The following is a 21,009-nucleotide window of genomic DNA, read 5'->3' as shown; positions in this document are numbered from 1 at the left end:
ATGAAAAAAGCAGACGAAGAACAATTGAAACGGTGGCGGCTGATTCTGGGCGCCGCTTCCGAAGAGAAGCTGCAGTCGTACGGCGGCTGCAGGCTTGACGACGAGGCGGCGATGATGGATGAGGCGCTTGCCGCCATTTACGACGATACGGCGGGATCTTTCGCCGCTGACGCTGCCGGAAGCGGAGGATCGCGAGCGGCGGGATTGGGGCCGTCATCGCCCAGGCTGGCGAAATGGCTGGGCGATATCCGCACCTTTTTCCCCTCGGACATCGTCTCGATCATCCAATCCGACGCGATTGAACGCAAAGGGCTGAAGCAGCTGCTGTTCGAGCCGGAGCTGCTGTCCCAGGTCAAGCCGGACATTCAAATGGTCGCTACGCTTATGGCGCTCAAAGGGAAAATCCCCGAGAAGACGAAGGAAACGGCCAGGCAACTGGTCAAGGCGGTCGTGGACGAGATCGTCAAACGGCTGTCCCAGGATTTGCGGCGGGCGGTGACGGGGGCGCTGAACCGCAGACAGCATAGCCCGCTGCCTTCGGTTACGGGGCTTGACTGGAATACGACGATCCGCAAAAATCTGAAGCACTACGACAGAGAGCGCAATCTGCTGCTGCCGGAAAAAGTGTATTTCTACGACCGTGCCCGCAGAAGCAAGGAATGGACGGTCATTCTGGATATCGACCAAAGCGGCTCGATGGCGGGCTCGGTCATTTACGCCTCTATTATAGGCTCGATCTTCGCGAGCATGCCGGCTTTGGATACGCGGGTGGTCGCTTTTGACACCGAGGTTGTCGATTTGAGCGAGCAATGCGCGGAGGACCCCGTCGACATGCTGTTCGGCATTCAGCTCGGCGGAGGAACGGATATCAACAAATCGATCGCGTATTGCGAACAATTTGTGGCTGAGCCGAAGAAAACGCTGTTCATTCTCGTATCCGATCTGTATGAAGGCGGCAATCGCAGCGAAATGCTGGCGCGTCTCGCAGATATGCACCAGGCCGGTGTGAAGGTCATTTGTTTGCTTGCATTATCCGATCAAGGCGTACCTTCTTATGACGATGCGGTAGCGAAGAAGCTGTCCCAACTCGGCATTCCTTGCTTCGGCTGTTCCCCCGACAGGCTTCCGGAACTGATCGAAGGCGCTTTGAAAGGGCACGATTTGAACACTTTGGCGGACAGGGTCAAGGCACAGACGTCAGTCTAACACCAGGGTACTTCCAAGCGGCACCGCCGCATGCGGAAGTATCCTTTTTTTACCTAAGACGGAAGAACATAAAAAATGAACACAAATGATCTTAAAAATTGACATTACGCAAGCTCCGAAAACAAATTATGATTATAGCACAAACTTGATTTTGTAATCGCTTTATTTGGAAGGAGAAGCTGGAATGGCAGTAAGCTCAAAAACGCTCGTCAAAAAAGAGAGCTACAGGACGGGGCTGGGCGTGAGGTTCCCGAACAAGTACAAATTATTTTTCATGGCGCTACCTTTTCTTGTGTTGACTTTTCTGTTTAGCTATTTGCCTTTGACCGGCTGGATTTATGCGTTCTATGATTATTTCCCCGGCATACCTTTGTCGAAGACGCCGTTTGTGGGGTTGAAATGGTTCCAATCCATCGTGTCCAATCCTACGCAGGCGGGAGAAGTGATGCGCGTCATGAAAAATACGATGGCGATGAGCACGCTCGGCATGGCGGTTTCGTTTTTGCCGGCTGTGTTTGCGATTATGCTGTCAGAAGTGAAGTCGCCCGGATACCGGAAGCTCGTTCAGACGCTCACGACGATCCCCAATTTTATCAGCTGGATTCTCGTCTATTCCCTGGCGTTCGCGCTGTTGTCGGTCGATAACGGGTTGGTCAATCATCTCCTGATCGAGCTCGGCATTACGGATAAAGGCATTAATTTCCTCGCCTCCAACGAGAACGTTTGGTTTCCTATGATTCTCTGGTATTTGTGGAAAAGTCTCGGCTGGGGGGCGATCCTGTATTTGGCGGCGATCATGGGCATCGACCAGGAGCTTTACGAAGCCGCGGAAGTGGATGGCGCCAGCCGCTTTCAGAAGATTTGGAACATTACGGTACCGGGCATATTGCCGACTTTTTTTGTGCTCCTGCTGCTTTCCATCGGCAATTTTATCAATAATGGCATCGAGCAGTACTTCGCTTTCCAGAATCCGATCAATAAAAATTCGATTGAAGTGCTGGATTTATACGTGTACAACATCGCGTTCAGCAACAATTTCCCTTTTGCAACCGCTGTCAGTATGTTGAAATCGATCATCAGCGTCATTTTGCTGTTCTTGGCAAACGGGTTATCCAAACTGTTCCGCGACGAATCTATTATTTAGTTGACGAGGGATGAGCATATGGCAATCAAAAGAAAGACGGCGGGGCACATTTCGTTCCATGTGATCAATTATGCGCTGCTGGGCATTTTTACGCTGCTTTGCGTGTTTCCGTTTTATTACTTGTTTATCAATACGATCAGCGGCAATGATTTGAGCGCTATGGGCTACATTACATTTTATCCGCAGCAGATTCATTTCGACAATTATGTTCAGGTTTTGAAAATCAAGGGATTAGGACGCGCTGCGCTTGTTTCCGTCGCCAGAACGGTGATTGGAACTATTTTGACCGTAGGGGCTTCGGCATTTTTGGGCTACCTGTTTACGAAGAAGGAAATGTGGGGGAGGCGGGTTTCCTACCGTTTGGTCGTGATCACCATGTATTTCAACGCAGGCCTCATCCCGTGGTTTATTACGATGAATAATTTGCACTTGACCAACAACTTTCTCGGATACGTGCTGCCGACGATCATTTCACCGTTTAACATCATTTTGGTAAAAACGTTCATCGAGTCGCTCCCGCCTTCGCTGGAGGAGTCCGCGTCGATCGACGGGGCGGGCTATCTGCGATTGTTCCGCAGCATCGTATTTCCGCTTATTACGCCGATTATCGCGACGATTACGATTTTTTCCGCGGTGGCGCAGTGGAATGCGTTTGTCGACACGGCTTTTCTCGTTACCGATTCGAAGCTGTATACGCTGCAATTCATCCTGTACCGCTACTTGAACGAATCGGCCTCGCTGGTCGCGCTGCTCAAGAGCACCCAGGATTTGTCCAGCATCAACTTGCAAAATATGCAGACGACGACATCGGTCAGAACGACCGTTACGATGATTGTGGTTTTGCCGATTTTGTTCGTGTACCCGTATTTCCAGCGGTTTTTCGTGAAAGGTATTTTGATCGGCGCCGTTAAAGGTTAATGGCGATAAAACCTGGGGCAGGGTTCTCCTCCGTGGAAAACCGGAGTTTATTTAGATGATTAACGATCATAGGGAGGAAAGAAATGAAGATCAAGTCGTTGAAAAAGGCAGCGCTGTTCACACTTGCGAACGTATGCGTCTTCAGCATGGCTGCCTGCAGTTCGGATACGGCGAGTCTAGCGCCGTCCAGCTCGGCAAGCTCCGGCGCCTCGTCCGGTTCGTCGGCTCAAAAGGAGTTGTACAAGATCGACGTTTTCTCGGAGACGGCGAATTTCGCAGGGCAGCAGACCGGATGGTTTGCCAAGGTGGTGAAGGACAAATTCAATATCGAGCTTAACATTATCGCCTCGAACCTGGACGGCGGAAGCAACAAATTTGCCACGCTGATGGCGTCCGGCAATTTGGGAGACCTGATCATTTTCGGCGATGACAAGGGGGATTTCCCCAATGCGATTAAAGCGGGTCTGGTGTATGACTGGACTAAAGACGGTTTGCTGGACAAATACGGCAAAGATATCGTGGCCGGCTATCCGAAGGCGATTGAGAAGAACAAGGTTTCCTTCGGCGGCGGCAAAGCCGTTTACGGCATCGGGAACCAGGCGGCCGTGAAGCAGGCCGGACCGTCCGAAGGCAAGGAACTGACATGGGGGCCCGATTTGCGCTGGGATTTGTATCAAAAAATCGGCGCGCCTCCGATCAATTCGCCGCAGGATTATCTCCCCGTGCTGAAAAAAATGCAGGAGCTTGAACCGAAAAACGAAAAGGGCAAGCCGACGTACGGCTTCTCTTTGTGGGCGGATTGGGACACCAACTACAAAATGACGCTGGCCAAGCAGTTTGCGGCGATGAACGGCTATGACGAGATCGTGAATACGAATATTTTGATCGCTGCCGACGAAGACAAATACTATGACATGCTCTCTGAAGACAGCTGGTATATGAAATCGCTTAAATTGTATTTTGACGCCAATCAGATGGGGCTGGTCGATCCTGACTCGCTGTCGCAAAAATTCGACGATGTCGCAGGCAAGTACAAGGACGGCCGCGTTTTGTTCTCCTGGTTCCCTTGGTTAGGCGCCGCCAACTACAACACGCAAGAGCGGATCGATCAAGGCAAAGGCTTCGCGCTGGTGCCTTTCAAGGGCGAGAAGGTTTACTCCTACGGCTTCAATCAGTACGGGAATAGCTGGGTGATGTCGATCGGGGCCAAAGCCAAATACCCTGAGCGCATCATGGAGTTCATCAACTGGATGTACACGCCGGAGGGCGCGATGCTGTCTGCGGGCGGCGGCACATCTGTGCCTAACGGACCGAAAGGGCTTACTTGGGATGTCAAAGACGGCAAGCCTTTTGTCACCGATTTCGGCTGGAAAGCTTACCAGGACCCCTCGACGCAAGTTCCCGCCGAATATGGCGGCGGCACGTTCAAAGACGGCATGAATCAGATCAACTTCGCTGCGGTGGCTCCGACATTGATCAATCCGGAGTTCAACGAGCCTTACGACCACGGTCTGTGGTCGACTACGCTGAGCAGGAATCCGAGCAAGCTGGACAGCGACTGGAGAGCCAAGATGGGTGCGCTCACGGCGAAGGAATATTTGCTTAAAAACAATATGATCGCCGTTGCGCCGCAAGGCTTTACCGGCAAACCGCCGCTTGTCATGGACAAAACGCTGGAGCAAAAAAATACGCAAATCGGTACCGTCATCCAGCAGTATTCCTGGAAGATGGTATTCGCCAAGGATGAGGCGGAGTACAGCAGGCTGAAGCAGGAAATGATCAGCAAGGTCAAGGGCCTCGGTTACGACGAAGTGACGGCGTTCTCGATCAAGAAGGCGCAGGAACTGTTTGAGGCGAGGAAGACGGCAAAATAGCTTGCAATGACTGGCAGATGGGATCGACAAGACTCATCTGCCAGAATAATGTTTGTACCGCGCAGCCCCGGCGTGCGGTGCTTCGCTGCATGACGGCGGCCGGTCGGCCGCATCAAGGGAAGTTTTTTTGAAAGCGCGTACATGATATGAAAGGAGGTGAATGGCATTCAAGCGAGTGCGGGTAAGCCCGATCCAGTAAATCTATTTTGAAGGAGGCTTAAATTAATGGTGAAAAAGTATGCAAGTGCAGGTCTGGTTGTCATGTCGCTGATTGCATGTTTGGGTGCGGCGCTTGTGAGCGCGCCGTCCAAGGCCGAGGCTGCGGGCAGCGAGCCGTATCAATGGCGCAATGTCGTTACCGGCGCCGGAGGCGGATTTGTTCCGGGTATTATTTTTAATGCGAAGCAAAAAGATTTGATTTATGCCCGCACGGACATTGGCGGGGCTTACCGCTGGAATGCGGCGACAAGCAGTTGGGTATCGATTTCCGACTCGGTAGGCTGGGACGATTGGAACAAGAACGGCGTGGACGCGCTGGCGACGGATCCGGTCGATCCGAACCGCGTGTATATGGCTACGGGCACTTATACGAATGCCTGGGACACGAACGGCCAAATTATGCGTTCTACCGATCAGGGGAACACCTGGCAGTCTACGGCGCTGCCTTTCAAGGTCGGCGGCAACATGCCCGGGCGCTCCATGGGCGAACGGCTTGTGATCGACCCTAACAAGAACAGCATTCTTTTCTTCGGGGCCAGAAGCGGGAACGGTCTTTGGAAAAGTACGGACTACGGGGTCACCTGGTCCAAAGTGACGAGCTTCACTAACCCCGGTACTTATATTCAGAACCCGGGCCAGGAATACGGCAGCGATATCGTCGGATTGTCCTGGATCACCTTCGACCCGAGAACGGGTTCTTCCGGCAATGCTACCCAGACGATTTACGTTGGCGTGGCGGATAAAGCGAACAGCGTTTACCGCAGTACGGACGGAGGCGCTACGTGGACGGCGCTTGCCGGACAGCCGACAGGGTATTTGCCGCATCACGGCGTGCTTTCCTCCACAGGCAAGCTGTACATTACTTACAGCGACGGCGTCGGTCCGTACGACGGCGCGAAGGGCGAGGTATGGAAGTTCGACACGGCGACAAGCACGTGGACGAATATCAGCCCTGTTGCCAGCAGCAGCAGCGACGATTACTACGGCTACGGCGGCCTTGCCGTGGATGCTCAGCATCCGGATACGCTCATGGTGGCGACCCTGAATTCGTGGTGGCCGGATGCGATCATTTACCGCAGCACGAACGGCGGCTCCAACTGGACCCGGATTTGGGATTGGAACGGCTACCCGAGCCGTACGCTGCGCTATACCCAGGATATTACCGCAGCGCCTTGGCTGACTTTTGGCCTCGCGCCTAATCCGCCGATTCCTTCTCCGAAGCTCGGCTGGATGATCGGCGATCTGGAGATCGATCCGTTTAACTCCGACCGCATGATGTACGGCACCGGCGCGACGATTTACGGCACGAACAATTTGACGACGTGGGACAGCGGCGGCACGGTGAATATATCGGTCATGGCCAAAGGCATCGAAGAGATGGCCGTGCTTGGATTGATCAGTCCGCCGTCGGGGGCCAATCTGGTCAGCGCGATCGGCGATGTGTCCGGCTTCCGCCACAATGACCTGACCGCGGCGCCGTCGACGATCTTTACGAGCCCGACGTATGCGACCTCGACCAGCATCGACTATGCGGAGCTGAGCCCGAACATCATGGTGAGGGCCGGCAATATCGACAGGGTGAAAGAGACGGCGGCTAAGGCGCTTGGCATTTCGCAGGACGGCGGCTCGAACTGGTATACGGTGAATTCGGAGCCGGCCACGACGCTCGGCGGCGGTACCGTAGCTTTGGCGGCGGACGGCGGCTCCATCGTGTGGAGCACATCGGATGCCGGCGTGTTTGTTTCGAAAAACGGCGGCAATTCCTGGACGGCCAGCAGCGGTGTTCCAGCCAAATCCATCGTGATTTCCGATCGTGTGAACAAGAATAAGTTTTATGCTTTCTCCGTCGGCAAGTTTTATATCAGTACGGATGGCGGAGCGACCTTCACGCAGACGGCGACGACGGTGCTGCCGACCAACAATGTGGCGGGCATGCAGCCGAACGAAGCCTCGATTAACTTCAAAGCGGTTCCGGGGCGCGAAGGAGACATCTGGTTTGTCGGCGGCAACAACACTGAAGGCAAGTACGGCATGTGGCACTCGACCGACTCCGGCGCCAGCTTTACCAAGCTGACGAATGTGCAGGAAGCGGATGTCATCGGTTTCGGCAAAGCGGCGGCCGGGCAAAGCTACATGGCTTTGTACGCGGTAGCCAAAATCGACGGTGTACGCGGCGTGTTCCGCTCGGACGATGCTGGAACGACCTGGGTGCGGATTAACGATGACCAGCACCAGTATGCGCGGATCAATATGTGCATTACCGGGGATCCGAGGGTGTACGGACGCGTGTATTTAGGCACGAACGGCCGGGGAATTCTGGTCGCCGATCCGATCGGCACGAGCAATAACAATTCCACGATATCGCCGACGACGGCGACGTTTGACAAAAAGACCGCCAACCAGGCGAACATTCAGGTGACGATGACCTTAAACGGCAATTCGCTGTCCGCGATCAAAAACGGAACGACGGCTCTTGTCGCGGGAACCGACTATACCGTATCCGGATCGACGGTTACGATCTCGAAGACGTATTTGGCTGCGCAGCCTGTAGGCACGACGAACTTGACGTTTCAGTTCAGTGCGGGGGCTACGCAAACTTTGGCGGTAACGGTAGTCGATACGACGACGACCGCCGGTTCCACGATATCGCCGACGACGGCGACGTTTGACAAAAAGACCGCCAACCAGGCGGACATTCCGGTGACGCTGACCTTAAACGGTAACACGTTGTCCGCGATCAAGAACGGAACGACGGCTCTTGTCGCGGGAACCGACTATACCGTATCCGGATCGACGGTTACGATCTCGAAGACGTATTTGGCTGCGCAGCCTGTAGGCACGACGAATTTAACGTTCCAGTTCAGCGCGGGGGCAGCGCAATCTTTGGCGGTAACGGTCGTCGATACGACGGGCGCAGCATCGGGGTCGATCAAGGTTCAGACGTTTAACGGAACCTTGGGCGCCTCAACCGTTTCAATCAATCCACGATTGAAGCTCGTCAACACAGGCACGACGGCGGTCAATCTGGCCGACGTCAAAATCAGGTACTACTACACGATTAACGGGGATATCGCGCAAAACTTTTTCTGCGACTGGTCGACGGTCGGGGGCTCCAACGTTACGGGAACTTTTGTTAAGCTCGCATCAGCCAAAGCTACCGCCGACTACTACTTGGAAGTAGGCTTTACAAGCGGAGCGGGAAGCCTCGCAGCCGGGCAGAGCATCGAAATCCAGGCGAGATTTTCCAAGACCGATTGGAGCAATTACACGCAAACCGACGACTATTCCTTGAACTCGGCGGCCACCGCATATGCGGACTGGAACAAAGTGACAGGATACGTAGCGGGCAGCCTGCAGTGGGGCATCGAGCCGTAACTGCAAGCATGGCGCGGAGCGACAGAGCCATAGCTGCAAGCATGGCGCGGAGATAAGGGGCTGGCCCACGTGCAGCATAAGCTGCCGAGGGCCAGCCCCTCGCGCTTTGCAGAGCGCTGGCCCGGGCCCGGAGCCGTGAGCCCGGGGGCAAGGCCCCGTGGCCTCTGCCCGGGACGCTGTGGAGAATTGTACCAGCGGGCCTGGAGGCAAGGCCTCCCTCGGTTCTCTGCCCGTAACGCTGTGACACATCGTTACAGTGGGTGCGGAGGCAAGGCCTCCCGTGGCTCACCGCCGTGACGCAGAGAAACACCGTTGCAGTGGGCCCGGAAGCAAGACCCTCCGCTGCTTCCCGCCCGTAACGCTGTAAAACATCGCTAGCGCTTGTGCCCGTAGGCGCAAACTTGTCTGGAAGTGCTGGCTACACGCAGAAAGCCTGCAAAAGTGCATCTTTTTGCTCCTGGATGAGCCGGATTTTAATAATTCCTGCAAATCTGCAGTTTTTTCGCAGGAATTTGGGGTTTAGGCCTGTCCCGAGCGGAAATTCCTGCACATTTGCAGGCTTTTCCTCCACATGGGCCGTTACCTCGGAAAAAGCCTGCACTTTTGCAGTTTTTGCGGGCTGTTCAGCTGCTTCACCAGCGGTTGCATCGACTTTGGGGGCGGCTCACCTTGTGGAGAGTTAGCCATGACCTGCAAGGCCAACGATGGTGGAGGAACGAAAGTTGTTGCTGAGTGATTTGACGGCCTCGAAAACATCTTTATAGCAGTCGTGCGCCCCCCAGTTCTGCTGAAATTCAGCAAACTAGTGGGCTCGCAGCCTTTTCGTGTATGCTCTCGCTTATACGAGAGAGGGACTACCGGGGGTTTCCGAAACTACTGGGGGTTTCCATGCCTACCGGTGGCAATCGTGACCACCGGAGGCTTCCGCGATTAGCGGCGCCCTGGCCGCTCACGCAGCATATTTCCGCCATTCCGCATCTCCTACATCAGACTCCCTAGCCGCAGCACGACGCCGGTTTCGCAGGCGGCTTTCTTTGGCCGATTCCCTTATGGGATAGCGGCGTGTTTGTGCTATACTAAATGGGTAGCGCTTACATAATTTTGAAAAAGAGGCGGGGTGATCGGCGCGATGATCGGCGCGATGATCAGCATGATGAACGGTCGACGTTTAAGGAATGCGCCAGCTTGTTTGATGATTTTGCTGCTGGTCGCTCTATTTTCATCGGCGTGCAGAAGCGCGGATCCGAAAGATGCGGGCCAGGAAGCTTTGGCCGCGTCCAAGCAGGCGGCGGTTCGCGCTGCCGAGCCTGTCGAAATCAGCATGTTCGTTGATTTCCCATGGTGGCCCTTCAAGGATTGGAGCGGTCCGATTCCCGAGGAAATTACCCGCAGAACGGGCGTGAAGCTGAAAATTTCCGTCGCCTCGGATGACCGGGAGCTGCCGTTCCTGATCGCTTCGGACAATTTGCCCGAGCTGGTGTTTACGGATAAGGAATTGTCGCGGCTGTCCAACAATAAAATGAGCTATGACTGGAACAGTCTGATTGCGCAATATGCGCCGGACTTTACGATAGATAAACGGCAAAGTGCGCTTTACACGCAAGCTAACGGACGGTTTTATACGCTGCTAAGCGGCCATTCGTTTCAGCAGGACATGGAGGCGAACGAGGCGGCGCTGCCCGACGGGCCGGGGCTGGCGATCCGCAAAGATTTATGGGCGGCGTTGGGTTCGCCTCCGTTGGAGACGCTGGACGATTTGGAGCGCGTGCTCGCTCTCGTCAAGCAGACTTGGCCGGACATGATTCCGCTGGTGTCGGACGATGTACGGACATTCGGCTATTTCAACGCCCAGTTCGGGCAGGTGAGCGCCGATGACGAATTTTATAAAGATGAGAACGGAAGCGTCAATTACTACATCAAACAGCCCGGCAGGCTCGACTACTATACCTACATCAATAAGCTTTACCGGGAAGGGCTGCTCAGCGCGGATAATTTTACGTTCGGGGAGCGCAGCGGCAAGGCTTTGAATTTGGTGGAAGACGGCAGGGCCTTCGCGATCATCGGCAATGCGCTTCTCGCCGACACGATCAACGATCGTTTGGCCGGACAAAAGAAACGTTACGAATTGACGATGGTGACGGGCCCGCTCAGCAGCAAAGTGCGGTATTATGCCTATTCGCCTGGCTGGGCGGGGGTATTTATCACGCAGAAGAACAGCCATCTGCAGGAGTCGATTCGACTCATGAAGTTTCTTTTTTCCGAGGAAGGGCAGAAGCTGGCGGGGTGGGGGCTGGAGGGAAGAGATTGGAAACCGGGTCCGGCCGGATACCCGCAGTTCAACTACAATATATGGGATGAGGATCTTTTGGCGCGGGACGGTTTATATTGGTGGGGCAAAATGGCCGGCAGCGCCGTAACCGAGGGGCTCAGAAACGGTTCGCCGCAGCTCGCGGCCGCTCCTTTGAAGGCGGTGTTCAGGAAATACACGGTTTACGACCCGGCAATGGGCATGTTGAAGCCTACGGTATACTCGGATGAGCGAACGCTGCAGACGAAGCTGAACAGCATGGTTGCGGGCGAACAGTTGAAAATTTACCTGGCCAAGTCGGAGCAAGGGGTACAGGACGCGTATCATGACATGCTGAAAAAAGCGAACGAAATCGGCGTGCAAAAATACGAGTTTTGGGCCAACAAGCAGTACCAACTGGCATTATCCAAGTTGAAGGAATGAACATATGAAGCGTAAATTTCGCGGGTTTTCCAACGTCGGGATATTAAAAAAGGTCATTATCGGCTACATATGCATCGTTTTCGTTCCGATCTGCGTATTCGGGGCGGTCATTTACCATTTGTTCAACGCGGAGGTTCTGAAAGATTACGTGGTCGGGCGCCAGCAAATGCTGCAGCATGCATATACGAACCTACGGGTCAGCATGACGCAAATCGAAGGGCTGTACAATGTGATCGAATACGATCAGAACATGATTCAATATTTGAGCGGATTTTACGATTCGGACTCGGAGCGAATTTACAATTATGTCAACAACATCGGACCGCTGCTTACTTATATCCGCAACAGCAATCCTTCGGTCGATTCGATCAAAATATACAAAAGCGACATCAAGTTCATCTCCTTTAAACCTGACATTATGAACATCAGCGAAATGCAGGAGGAATCGCAAATTTTGCCCAAGCTCGCATTCACAGGCCAATGGGTCTACGAAAAGTCGGACGGCGTTCAAGTGCCAAGGCTGAAATTTTATCAAAAAATTTATGATCACGAATATGTAAATGTGCTCGGAATTTTAGAAATTACGATGAAGGACAGCATGATCGCTCAATTCCTCGAAAGCGTGAAGGCGGGCAGCTCCAACTACCAGTGCTTGCTGGGCAAAGATAACGGTGCGGTCTACTGCAGCGACGACTTTCAAAACCATGTAAGCGCGAGCGAAATGAAAGCGATTTCGGAAGAAATCGCGCGCAATGGCGCCAATTATTACAACGTGTCGGACAACAGCCGGGTTGTCAACACGTTGGTCATTGAGGAATTGGGCATGAAAGTGCTGGTACTGAGCAATGCCAGGGAAGAGTTCGGGCGGATCAAAAACGAGCTGACCTACACGGTCGTTATCATCGTTTTTCTGCTGTTCGTGCTGTCGGCGGTTTATTATTTTACGGCAACTTCCATTACGCGGCGGATTTTGAAATTGGCGAAGCATATGCGGAAAGTGGGGGACAACAACTTTTCCCCGTATGATGACCGGGCGGGCGGCGATGAAATCGGCGTGCTCGTCTTCTCGTACAATTCGATGATCCGCCGTATCGACGAGTTGGTGAACACCGTGCACCGCTCGGAAATTCTCCGCAAGGAGGCGGCTTACGCGGCCCTGCAGGCGCAGATCAAGCCGCATTTTCTCTACAACACGCTGGAGTCGCTGCGCATGATGGCGGAGCTGAACCAGGATATGGAAGTCGCGGATATGTGCTACGCATTCGGCAGGCTGATCCGCTACTGCTTGTCCACGGACAATGAGCATACCCTGCTGCAGCATGAAATGGTCAACCTGGACAACTATTTGAAAATTTGCAAAATCCGCATGGGCGACAGGCTCAACTACGAATTTGAAATCCGTGCGAATATCGATCAGGTGATGTGTCCGAAGTTCATTTTGCAGCCGCTCGTCGAGAACAGTATTATGCACGGTATGTCCAAAAGCCGCAAGGGCAGCTTTTTAAAAGTGACGATGTTCGAGGAAGCGGGCTATTTGCTGATCATGATTGCAGACAATGGCCTGGGGATGAATGAAGCGCGGCTGAAGCAGATCCAAGACTTGCTGAACAATAAAACCGATCCGAAAAGCTTGCAAACGAACGAAGGCGGATTCGGCATTTGCAATGTGCATGAGCGGATCAAGGCTTACTACGGCGCGGGTTCGGGGCTGTTTTTGGAAAGCCGCGAAGGCGAAGGAACGACGTGCACCGTCAAACTGAAGATGCGGGAACGCCAGGCGTCGTAAAGCGAATGAAAGGGAGCGAATACGCTGAACATTCTGATAGTGGACGATGAACCGCTGATTGTCAAAGGATTGACGAACATCATCAAGCAAGGCTGCGGATTTGTGGGCGAAATCGGAACTGCGATGGATGGGCTTGAAGCGCTTGAGCAAATGGATGCGCTGCAGCCCGATCTTGTCATCACCGATATTTATATGCCCGAGATGAACGGTTTTGAGCTGATCGAAAGCATTTTGAACAAAGGAACGTGCAAAAGGTTCGTCATTTTGACCGGATACGACGATTTCGAATTGGCGCGCAAGGCGATTCGCCTGCAGACGATCGACTATTTATTAAAGCCGGTCAATAAGACCGAGCTGATGACGATTTTGGAAAAAGTATTCAGGGACATCCACGAGGAGAAGCTCAGGCAGCGAAACCGGGAGCTGTCCAAAATACGGGAAATGATTTTGTACAACGTTCCGCTGGAAGAGGTTGCGCTCCAGGGCTTCGCGGCGGACGAATGGTTTCCGCATCCTTATTTTTTCATGCTTGTGCTGCAGTTCAAGGATGTTGCGGACCCTGACGTTTGCCTTGGAGCCGTTCATGAAACGCTGCCGGACAACGGGATCAGATACGAGTTCGTTTCCGCTTACAAAAATCAATTCATTCTTCTGTGCAACATGGCCTCCGGACTGCAGGAGCAAGAATTGGCGGCGCTCGGCCGGACATTGTCGGAGCAATCGCAAGAGGGCGGCCGCTTTGATATCGGCATGGTTCAAGCTGAATCGTGTTTTCCTCATTTGTATCCTTTATACGCGCAGGCGGAGAGGAGCTTGTTTTACAGCATGCACGCGCCTTCGGGCGCACCCGGCCGGCTGCCTGGCGACAGGCTGCAATTCGATGCGGCCGACCTGCATCATGTGATGGATGCGCTGACCGGCGCGAGCGGTTCCGCCGACTTTACCGACCCCGCCGACTCCGGCGGCTTGCTTCAAGCTTATACGGGCAAACTCGCTTCCGACGCGAAGGACGATGCCGGGCTGCTCGGGAGCATTTATGCCGTCTTGGCATCCGAGATGAGCGTCTACATGCAAAATCACGGCATCGCCATGGAGTCCGTCCTGCCCGCCCGGACGGCGCCAACGGCCGCCACGATGAATGCGTGGCAGTTCGAAAGTCGTGTGTCGGCATTGTTTGACGCCGCGGTCCAAGCTTTGCGCCAGGCGAACGCCAAATCCAAATACTCCGAAAGCATAGAGAAAATACTGGACTACATCGCCGGCCATTACAAAAGCGACATGTCGCTCGAAAGCATCGCCGATCTGGTCTACCTGCATCCGACCTATGTAAGCATTTTGTTCAAAAAAGAAACCGGCGTTTCGTTCATCCGCTATTTGCACACGTACCGGACGAACAAAGCCAAGGAGATTATGATCCGGGACAAGGACATCGCCGTCAGCAAAGTTGCCGGCATGGTCGGATACGAGAATCCGGGCCATTTCTTTAAAATTTTTAAAAAGCTGACGGGCGTAACGCCGGGCCAATTCCGGGATTCGCCGTAATGAAAAGTTCCCTTCAGGGGACTTTTTTTTCGTTGTAGAAGGGAACTATGGTTTTTGCCTTTTACGGACAAAAGCGGCCAAGATTGGCCGCCATTCCGACTTACCGGAAATGTTCCAGTACGATTTTGCCGATTGTTTTTCCGGATTCGATTCTGGCATGGGCAAGTTTTAAGTTATCAGCGTTTATCGGCGACATTCGCTCAGTAACGGCAGTTCGAATTTTCCCTTCATCTATAAGCTCTGCTAACCGGTTCAGCAAAAGATGCTGCTCTTCGATATCCTCTGTTTGAAAAGTCGACCTTGTAAACATCGTCTCCCAAACAATTGTAACGCTTTTACTCTTCAATAAGCCCAGCGCAACAGGGTTTTCGTTTTCCACGATGAGACAGATCTTGCCTTGAGGGGCGATAACTTGCGTCATGTTGTTCCAATGTTGATCCGTGTTATTTAGGCACAAAATATAATCTGCATGGTCGAAGCCGATCTTCTGCAATTGCGGCAAAAATGCCTCGTAATGATTGATTGCAAAATCTGCGCCAAACTCCTTAACCCATTGAACCGATTCGGGTCTGGATGCCGTTCCGATAACAGTTAGTCCTGCCAAATTAGCAAGTTGCAGAGCTATCGACCCAACGCCTCCTGCGGCACCGATAATCAAAATCGATTTGTTTTTGTTAGCTTCGGGAGTCCAAGAAATGCCGAGCCTATCAAATAGACTTTCCCAAGCAGTAATCGCCGTTAAAGGCAACGATGCAGCATTTGCAAAATCTAGCGTCGAAGGCTTTTTACCGACGATCCGTTCATCCACTAAATGAAATTCACTGTTGCCCCCTGGCTGAATGAGACTTCCTGCATAAAATACCTCATCTCCCGGCTTAAAAAACGTGCAATCCGGTCCCACCTGTTCGACAACTCCAGCTACATCCCATCCAAGTATATAAGGAGGCTCCCCAACTTTATTGTCGTAGGCACGTACGATTGGATCAGCCGGGTTGACAGAGATAGCTTTTACCTCGACCAGAATATCGCGCCCTGTTGGGAAAGGCTTCGGTACTTCTACATCTAACAGACTTTCCGGATGTTCGATTGGCAGATACTCATATAAACCGACGGCCCTCATCATTTCAGACTTTGTACTCAAATTTATCATCCCTTCTAAATATGGATTGCTCTTAACAACATCATTATATTAAAATTAGTAACATACAAAAAGTACGCAAATAATTGATATTAAGTATCAAAAAAAATACCTAGAGGGGATGTTCTGGATGTTAAATCCTTCAAGAAAACAATGTCCGGTTGAAACAACCTTGGATGTTATCGGCGGAAAATGGAAGGGAGTTATTATCTATCACCTGTTAAGCGGGACAAAGCGATTCAATGAGCTTCGAAGGATTTACCCCCAAGTCACTCATCATACGCTTACATTGCAATTGAGGGATCTTGAACGTGAAGGAATCGTTACGCGAAAGAGCTATAACCAAGTGCCCCCGAAGGTGGAGTATTCGTTAACGGAGTTTGGGAAAACGCTGGAGCCTATTATTTTGTTGATGAAAGAGTGGGGAGATCAATACGATCAAAGAGTAAATCAAAGTCATCAAGCGGAGAGGAATGAGGCTGAACAACTTGATTTATTAACCTGAGCCGTGTTTCACCGGGTTCCTTGAACAGCTCCGTATGTCACAAAAAATTCATGAAAGCGCGTAACATGAGGAGGACAATGGAAGCAAATTTTTAGTATGATTGATCGTATTACAACGGACTAAAGACTTAGTCTCCAAGGGGGAGTGACGTGTTGAAAAAGGGAGAATTTTGGCGATTGACGATCCGTAAAAAACTGCTGTTTACTTCGCTGTTTATGCTGCTGCTGCCCGTTTCCGTTTTGGGTTTTGTCAGCTACGAAGTATCTTCCACTGAATCGGATGCATTGATTCGCAGCAACTTGCAAAACATGGTTAAAATGGGTCTGGAACTGACCACGTCTTTTGAACAAGCCTCGAAAACGGGAATGATTTCGAAAGAGGAAGCCCAAGAGAAAGTCAAGGAAATGCTGGTCGGAGCAAAGAAAGACGGAAAGCGTACGATTAACAGCACGGTGAATCTCGGTCCGAACGGTTACTTTTTCGTTTTGAATTCGCAGGGCGATTTGCTGGCTCATCCTTCCCTGGAAGGCCAAAATATTTTAAACAAGCAAACGTCCGACGGCTTTTATTACATAAAAGATATGGTTCAAAAAGCGCAGTCTGGCGGAGGTTATACGATCTACAACTGGCCTTTGCCCAATTCTTCCAAGGAAGCGGAGAAAATCGCCTACTCCGCAGTCAGTCCGGATTGGGGTTGGGTCATTTCGGCCGGCTCCTATATGCAGGACTACACTTCGGGAGAAACGCACATTCTGAACTCGATTCTCATTACGTTAATCGTCTGCTGGGTGGTCGGCGGAGTCGTAATGACGCTGTTCGCGCTTCATATTTCGAGGCCGCTTACGCGTCTGGCGCGTCAGGCCGAGCGGATAGCCGATGGGGATTTGAGGCAGGCCGATTTTAAAGTCAAAAATAAAGACGAGATTGGCGAGCTCGCCGCTTCTTTTGAAGGGATGTACAATCACTTCCGGGAAATGGTCGCGGGCCTCTTGTCCAACTCCGACAAGCTGGCCGACTCGTCCCATGAGCTGAGCCAATCCATCGGAGAGACGTCCAAGGCCAGCAATCAAATTTCGGCATCCGTTCAGGAAATGGCTTCCAGCAACGAGGTTCAGGCACGCAGTGTGAATGAAAGCTCGACAGCGATGGAAGAAATGGCCGTCGGCATTCAGCGGATCGCGATGACGTCGGCAACGGCTTACGAAGCGTCCGAAATGACGCTGAAGGAAGCGGAGCAAGGCAATCTGCTCATTACCCAGTCTTCCGAGCAGATGAACGCCGTCAGCCAGACGGTCAATCATTTAGCGGAGATTGTCTCCAAGCTTACGGAGCGCTCCCAGTACATAGGCGATATCGTCAAGGTGATTACGGATATTTCGGCGCAGACGAATTTGCTCGCTCTGAATGCGTCGATTGAAGCGGCACGCGCCGGAGCGGAAGGCAAAGGGTTCGCCGTCGTTGCCGGCGAGGTGAAGAAGCTGGCGGAACGGTCGACGGCATCGGCCTCAGAGATCGCCGAGCTGATCGAGGCGATTCTCGAAGATGTCAGCCAGGCGGGTGCGGCGATGGATCAAGGCGAGCAGGAAGTGGCGGCCGGCGTTCAGGCGATCCGGCATACGGGCGAGGCTTTCGTCCGCATTCTGGACGCCACGCGGAGCGTCGTGAACCAGGTTCAGGAGGCTTCGGCCGCCGCCGAGCAAATGTCGGCCAGCTCGCAGGAAATTTCCGCCTCCTTGCAGGAGATCGAGCGGATGGCGAATCAGGCGAACAATTTGGCGCATGTGATTTCCTCTTCCACGGAAGAGCAGCTGGCGGCGATGGAGGAGCTGACTTCTTCGGGAGAATCGCTCAGCATCATGTCGTCCGAATTGCAAATGATGGCGCATCGGTTCAAAACGTAAGGGAACACCCAAGAGAAAACCCAAACGAAAACCCGAGCGAAAACCTATGCGGAATCTAAGCGAAACCTAAGCGAAACCTAAGCGAAACCTAAGCGAAAACCCAAACGAAAACCTAAGCGGAATCTAAGCGAAAACCCAAACGAAAACCCAAGCAAAAAAAACCAAGCCTCGGGCTCTCTGCCTGATGCTTGGTTTTTTTTGCCCGCGTGCGGTGGGGCTGCCGCATGACGGCGGTTAGGTCAACCACATGCTGCCAGGGTCGCTATCCCATGTCGTTTTGCAGCCGCTTCATGAAGTCTTCCGCTGCGCTGTAGCCTTGCTGACGAAGGTACCAGTTGTTGGCGGCGGCTTCCACGAGACCGGCCACATCCCTGCCGGGCTGGAGCTGAATTTCGATATGGGGGATTTTGATATCCATATATTCCGTGAACTTTTCTTCCAACTCCAGGTCGTTGTTCAAGGTGTTGTCCTGCCATTTGGTCAGCTCGATATCGAGCACGATGCGGGTTTCGTCCTGAAACGCCTTTCTTCCGTAAAGGCGGGATACGTTGATCAGTCCGATGCTGCGCAGCGCAAGGAATTCCTTCGTCTTTCCGTTGTGGGTGCCGAGAATCGTCTCCGGGCTGATTTTTTTCAGCACAACGACGTCGTCGGCGACAAGCCGGTGCCCGCGGCGGATCAGCGTATGCGCGGTTTCGCTCTTGCCCACGCCTGATTTGCCGCGCAGCAAAATGCCGATGCCCGACACGTTGACGCAAACGCCGTGAATCGCGATTTCCTGCGCGAGCGATTTGCTTAAATAGATGTCAACCAGTTCCTGGAATTTGGATGTCGGGGCCGCCGTCCGCAGCAGAGGGATTTTTTCCTCCTCGCAGTATTTGGTTAAATATTTGAGACCTTCCTGATTCCTCGTCACGACAAAACAAGGCGGATGGTACTTGACGATATTGCCGATATGCAAATTGCGTTCCTGTTCGCTTAATGTATGCAAGTAGGTGATTTCTTTTCTGCCGAGAAGCTGCACATGCTCCTGTGGAAAGAAGTCGAAATAGCCGACAAACTCCAGACCGGGGCGGTGCGCCCGCGTTCTGACAATCGTCCGGTGCAGCTCCGAGTGCCCGGTGAGAATTTCCAGCGAAAAGCGATCGACCAAATCTTTAACGGTAACAGGCTTCAACATTCGTTCCTCCTATAGACGATAACTTCTACCTTCTAAATAATTCGCTCATTTGCAGAGCGAATCCTTTTTTTCGAAACCGCTTTACTTGTGGTCCTGCTGCCCGACTCGCCGGCTCGGGGGACTCGTCGCGACGTTCTGTTGGCGCAGCCGGAAACAAATTTCGGGGTGGGGAAGTCTTCCGCTCCGGTTGAGTTTTCGGTAAGCTTAAGATATGTAGACGAACATATTTTTTATAGCTGAGGAGATGTAGAATTGATGAAATTAAATAGTGATTTTTACAGCAGATTTAATGAAAAGTTTGTCACCAAGATAAAGAATACGCCTCAATTAATGAAAGAATTAATGGGAACTGATTTTCCGGATGAAGAGACGCCCATCGATCACTGGGGATCCGATTCATTAGGGGGAGCCGAATTTTTTGTCGATGATATGAATCAAATAGTTAGAATGATCAGCCTCGATTACGAGGATTCAGAGCGGTTTGGCGAAGATGATGAAGAATTGCTTAAGGATGAAGACAGACGCCGGGAACAATACGAAATGACGATAAAACAACATAAAGAGAGCAATTCTCAGTTTTTTGTTGATATTGTTGATTTGATAAAGGATGAACTGAAGTTTACCGAACCTCAATATATTGCAGGGGATGATAGACAAGTTTTTTGTGATTGTATGCCCGAACCTACCAGCCAAGATAATTCTATATTTGATGCAGCGGAATCCTTTTTTAGCAGTGATGCGAACATCAGTGCTTATTGGGTGCTTCGCGATCGAATCGCCTTTGTTCAATATGCGGAATCCGATGGGGACGGGGACATTCAGATTTATGTTACGATAGGCGTTATCCGCAAATTGTAAGGTACAGGATACCTAGGCTTGGCAGGGTGAAAAACTGCAAAAGTGCAGGAATTTTCCGTGAAAGGGGCTCGTTTTGGCAAAAAGCCTGCAAAAGTGCAGGAATTTCCGCTGAAAGTGAGTCTGAGCCCATGTATTCGCTGAAAAACCTGCACATTTGCAGGAATTCTTCGTGGCCAGCGATCAAGGACGTAAATTCATGTATTTTTGCAGGTTTTCTTCGTGCAGCTAGGCAGATTATGGTGGATTCGGCTCTGGCGTACGGGATTCTGGGTGGTCAGACGTTTGCAGGTTTTCTTCGCGCAGGCAGGCAAATTGTGGTGGATTCGGCTCTGGCGTACGGGATTCTGGGTGGTCTGACGTTTGCAGGTTTTCTTCGTACAGGCAGGCAAATTGTGGTGGATTCGGCTCTGGCGTATGGGTTTCAGGGTGGTCAGACTTTTGCAGGTTTTCTTCGTACAGGCAGGCAAATTGTGGTGGATTCGGCTCTAGCGTGCGGGTTTCAGGGTGGTCAGACTTTTGCAGGTTTTCTACGGCGCAGGTAGGCAAATTGTGATGGATTCGGCTCAGGCGTGCGGGTTTCAGGGTGGTCAGACTTTTGCAGGTATTTACCGCGCTGCCAAGCAGGTATGCCG

General features: G+C 52.3%; 14 protein-coding genes. 12 read left to right on the top strand and 2 right to left on the bottom strand.

The window, feature by feature from the left end; genetic code table 11:
• The 8 genes from AC0LWT_RS33435 (at position 1) to AC0LWT_RS33400 (ending at position 14,795) form a co-directional block, all read left to right on the top strand.
• The gene (locus tag AC0LWT_RS33435; protein ID WP_474685723.1) at positions 1 to 1,206 is read left to right on the top strand and encodes a VWA domain-containing protein; all 1,206 of its coding nucleotides are present in this window, start codon (positions 1 to 3) and stop codon (positions 1,204 to 1,206) included.
• A gap of 184 nt (positions 1,207 to 1,390) precedes the next feature.
• Positions 1,391 to 2,350: an ABC transporter permease gene (locus AC0LWT_RS33430; RefSeq protein WP_474685721.1), complete on the top strand. Its 960-nt coding sequence runs from the start codon at positions 1,391 to 1,393 to the stop codon at positions 2,348 to 2,350.
• 18 nt (positions 2,351 to 2,368) lie between these two features.
• Entirely contained in the window at positions 2,369 to 3,268 is a 900-nt protein-coding gene (locus AC0LWT_RS33425) for a carbohydrate ABC transporter permease (protein WP_474685719.1), read from the top strand.
• 83 nt (positions 3,269 to 3,351) lie between these two features.
• Positions 3,352 to 5,142 carry a type 2 periplasmic-binding domain-containing protein gene (locus AC0LWT_RS33420; protein WP_474685717.1) on the top strand — a complete coding sequence of 597 codons (1,791 nt, stop codon included), beginning with the start codon at positions 3,352 to 3,354 and terminating at the stop codon, positions 5,140 to 5,142.
• Positions 5,143 to 5,367: 225 nt separating this feature from the next.
• Positions 5,368 to 8,736: a X2-like carbohydrate binding domain-containing protein gene (locus AC0LWT_RS33415; RefSeq protein WP_474685715.1), complete on the top strand. Its 3,369-nt coding sequence runs from the start codon at positions 5,368 to 5,370 to the stop codon at positions 8,734 to 8,736.
• Between the two features lie 1,117 nt (positions 8,737 to 9,853).
• Complete coding sequence (locus tag AC0LWT_RS33410) at positions 9,854 to 11,467, top strand: type 2 periplasmic-binding domain-containing protein (protein WP_474685713.1); 1,614 nt, start codon at positions 9,854 to 9,856, stop codon at positions 11,465 to 11,467.
• A 4-nt stretch (positions 11,468 to 11,471) separates the two neighbouring features.
• On the top strand, positions 11,472 to 13,253 hold the full coding sequence (locus AC0LWT_RS33405; RefSeq protein WP_474685711.1) for a sensor histidine kinase: 1,782 nt from the start codon (positions 11,472 to 11,474) through the stop codon (positions 13,251 to 13,253).
• 39 nt (positions 13,254 to 13,292) lie between these two features.
• A complete protein-coding gene (locus AC0LWT_RS33400) occupies positions 13,293 to 14,795 on the top strand; it encodes a response regulator transcription factor (RefSeq protein ID WP_474685709.1) in 1,503 nt (500 codons plus the stop codon).
• Positions 14,796 to 14,895: 100 nt separating this feature from the next.
• Here the strand turns inward: AC0LWT_RS33400 and AC0LWT_RS33395 are convergent, their stop codons facing one another.
• Positions 14,896 to 15,945, bottom strand: a complete 1,050-nt coding sequence (locus AC0LWT_RS33395) for a zinc-binding alcohol dehydrogenase family protein (protein WP_474685707.1) — start codon at positions 15,943 to 15,945, stop codon at positions 14,896 to 14,898.
• A gap of 118 nt (positions 15,946 to 16,063) precedes the next feature.
• On the opposite strand from AC0LWT_RS33395, the gene AC0LWT_RS33390 reads away from it, so the two are divergent.
• The gene (locus AC0LWT_RS33390; protein ID WP_474685705.1) at positions 16,064 to 16,438 is read left to right on the top strand and encodes a winged helix-turn-helix transcriptional regulator; all 375 of its coding nucleotides are present in this window, start codon (positions 16,064 to 16,066) and stop codon (positions 16,436 to 16,438) included.
• Between the two features lie 149 nt (positions 16,439 to 16,587).
• The gene (locus tag AC0LWT_RS33385; RefSeq protein WP_474685703.1) at positions 16,588 to 18,339 is read left to right on the top strand and encodes a methyl-accepting chemotaxis protein; all 1,752 of its coding nucleotides are present in this window, start codon (positions 16,588 to 16,590) and stop codon (positions 18,337 to 18,339) included.
• A gap of 262 nt (positions 18,340 to 18,601) precedes the next feature.
• Here AC0LWT_RS33385 and hprK read toward each other — a convergent pair whose 3' ends face one another.
• A complete protein-coding gene (hprK, locus tag AC0LWT_RS33380; protein WP_474685789.1) occupies positions 18,602 to 19,516 on the bottom strand; it encodes an HPr(Ser) kinase/phosphatase in 915 nt (304 codons plus the stop codon).
• Positions 19,517 to 19,774: 258 nt separating this feature from the next.
• Between hprK and AC0LWT_RS33375 the strand changes: the two genes are divergently transcribed.
• Both AC0LWT_RS33375 and AC0LWT_RS33370 read left to right on the top strand, forming a co-directional pair.
• A complete protein-coding gene (locus AC0LWT_RS33375; protein WP_474685701.1) occupies positions 19,775 to 20,377 on the top strand; it encodes a hypothetical protein in 603 nt (200 codons plus the stop codon).
• A 26-nt stretch (positions 20,378 to 20,403) separates the two neighbouring features.
• Positions 20,404 to 20,919, top strand: a complete 516-nt coding sequence (locus tag AC0LWT_RS33370; protein ID WP_474685699.1) for a hypothetical protein — start codon at positions 20,404 to 20,406, stop codon at positions 20,917 to 20,919.
• Positions 20,920 to 21,009: the final 90 nt, after the last annotated feature.

The sequence above is a fragment of the Paenibacillus sp. sgz302164 genome (assembly GCF_056120505.1).
This window is presented reverse-complemented; position numbering and strand designations above follow the sequence as displayed.

What these genes read in the sequence shown, in the direction of transcription:
- AC0LWT_RS33430 (WP_474685721.1), top strand. Translation starts at nt 1,391, where the DNA reads ATGGCAGTAAGCTCAAAAACGCTCGTCAAAAAAGAGAGCTACAGGACG.
- AC0LWT_RS33415 (WP_474685715.1), top strand. Translation starts at nt 5,368, where the DNA reads ATGGTGAAAAAGTATGCAAGTGCAGGTCTGGTTGTCATGTCGCTGATT.
- AC0LWT_RS33390 (WP_474685705.1), top strand. Translation starts at nt 16,064, where the DNA reads ATGTTAAATCCTTCAAGAAAACAATGTCCGGTTGAAACAACCTTGGAT.
- AC0LWT_RS33435 (WP_474685723.1), top strand. Translation starts at nt 1, where the DNA reads ATGAAAAAAGCAGACGAAGAACAATTGAAACGGTGGCGGCTGATTCTG.
- AC0LWT_RS33405 (WP_474685711.1), top strand. Translation starts at nt 11,472, where the DNA reads ATGAAGCGTAAATTTCGCGGGTTTTCCAACGTCGGGATATTAAAAAAG.
- AC0LWT_RS33420 (WP_474685717.1), top strand. Translation starts at nt 3,352, where the DNA reads ATGAAGATCAAGTCGTTGAAAAAGGCAGCGCTGTTCACACTTGCGAAC.
- AC0LWT_RS33375 (WP_474685701.1), top strand. Translation starts at nt 19,775, where the DNA reads ATGAAATTAAATAGTGATTTTTACAGCAGATTTAATGAAAAGTTTGTC.
- AC0LWT_RS33425 (WP_474685719.1), top strand. Translation starts at nt 2,369, where the DNA reads ATGGCAATCAAAAGAAAGACGGCGGGGCACATTTCGTTCCATGTGATC.
- AC0LWT_RS33395 (WP_474685707.1), bottom strand. Translation starts at nt 15,945, where the DNA reads ATGATAAATTTGAGTACAAAGTCTGAAATGATGAGGGCCGTCGGTTTA.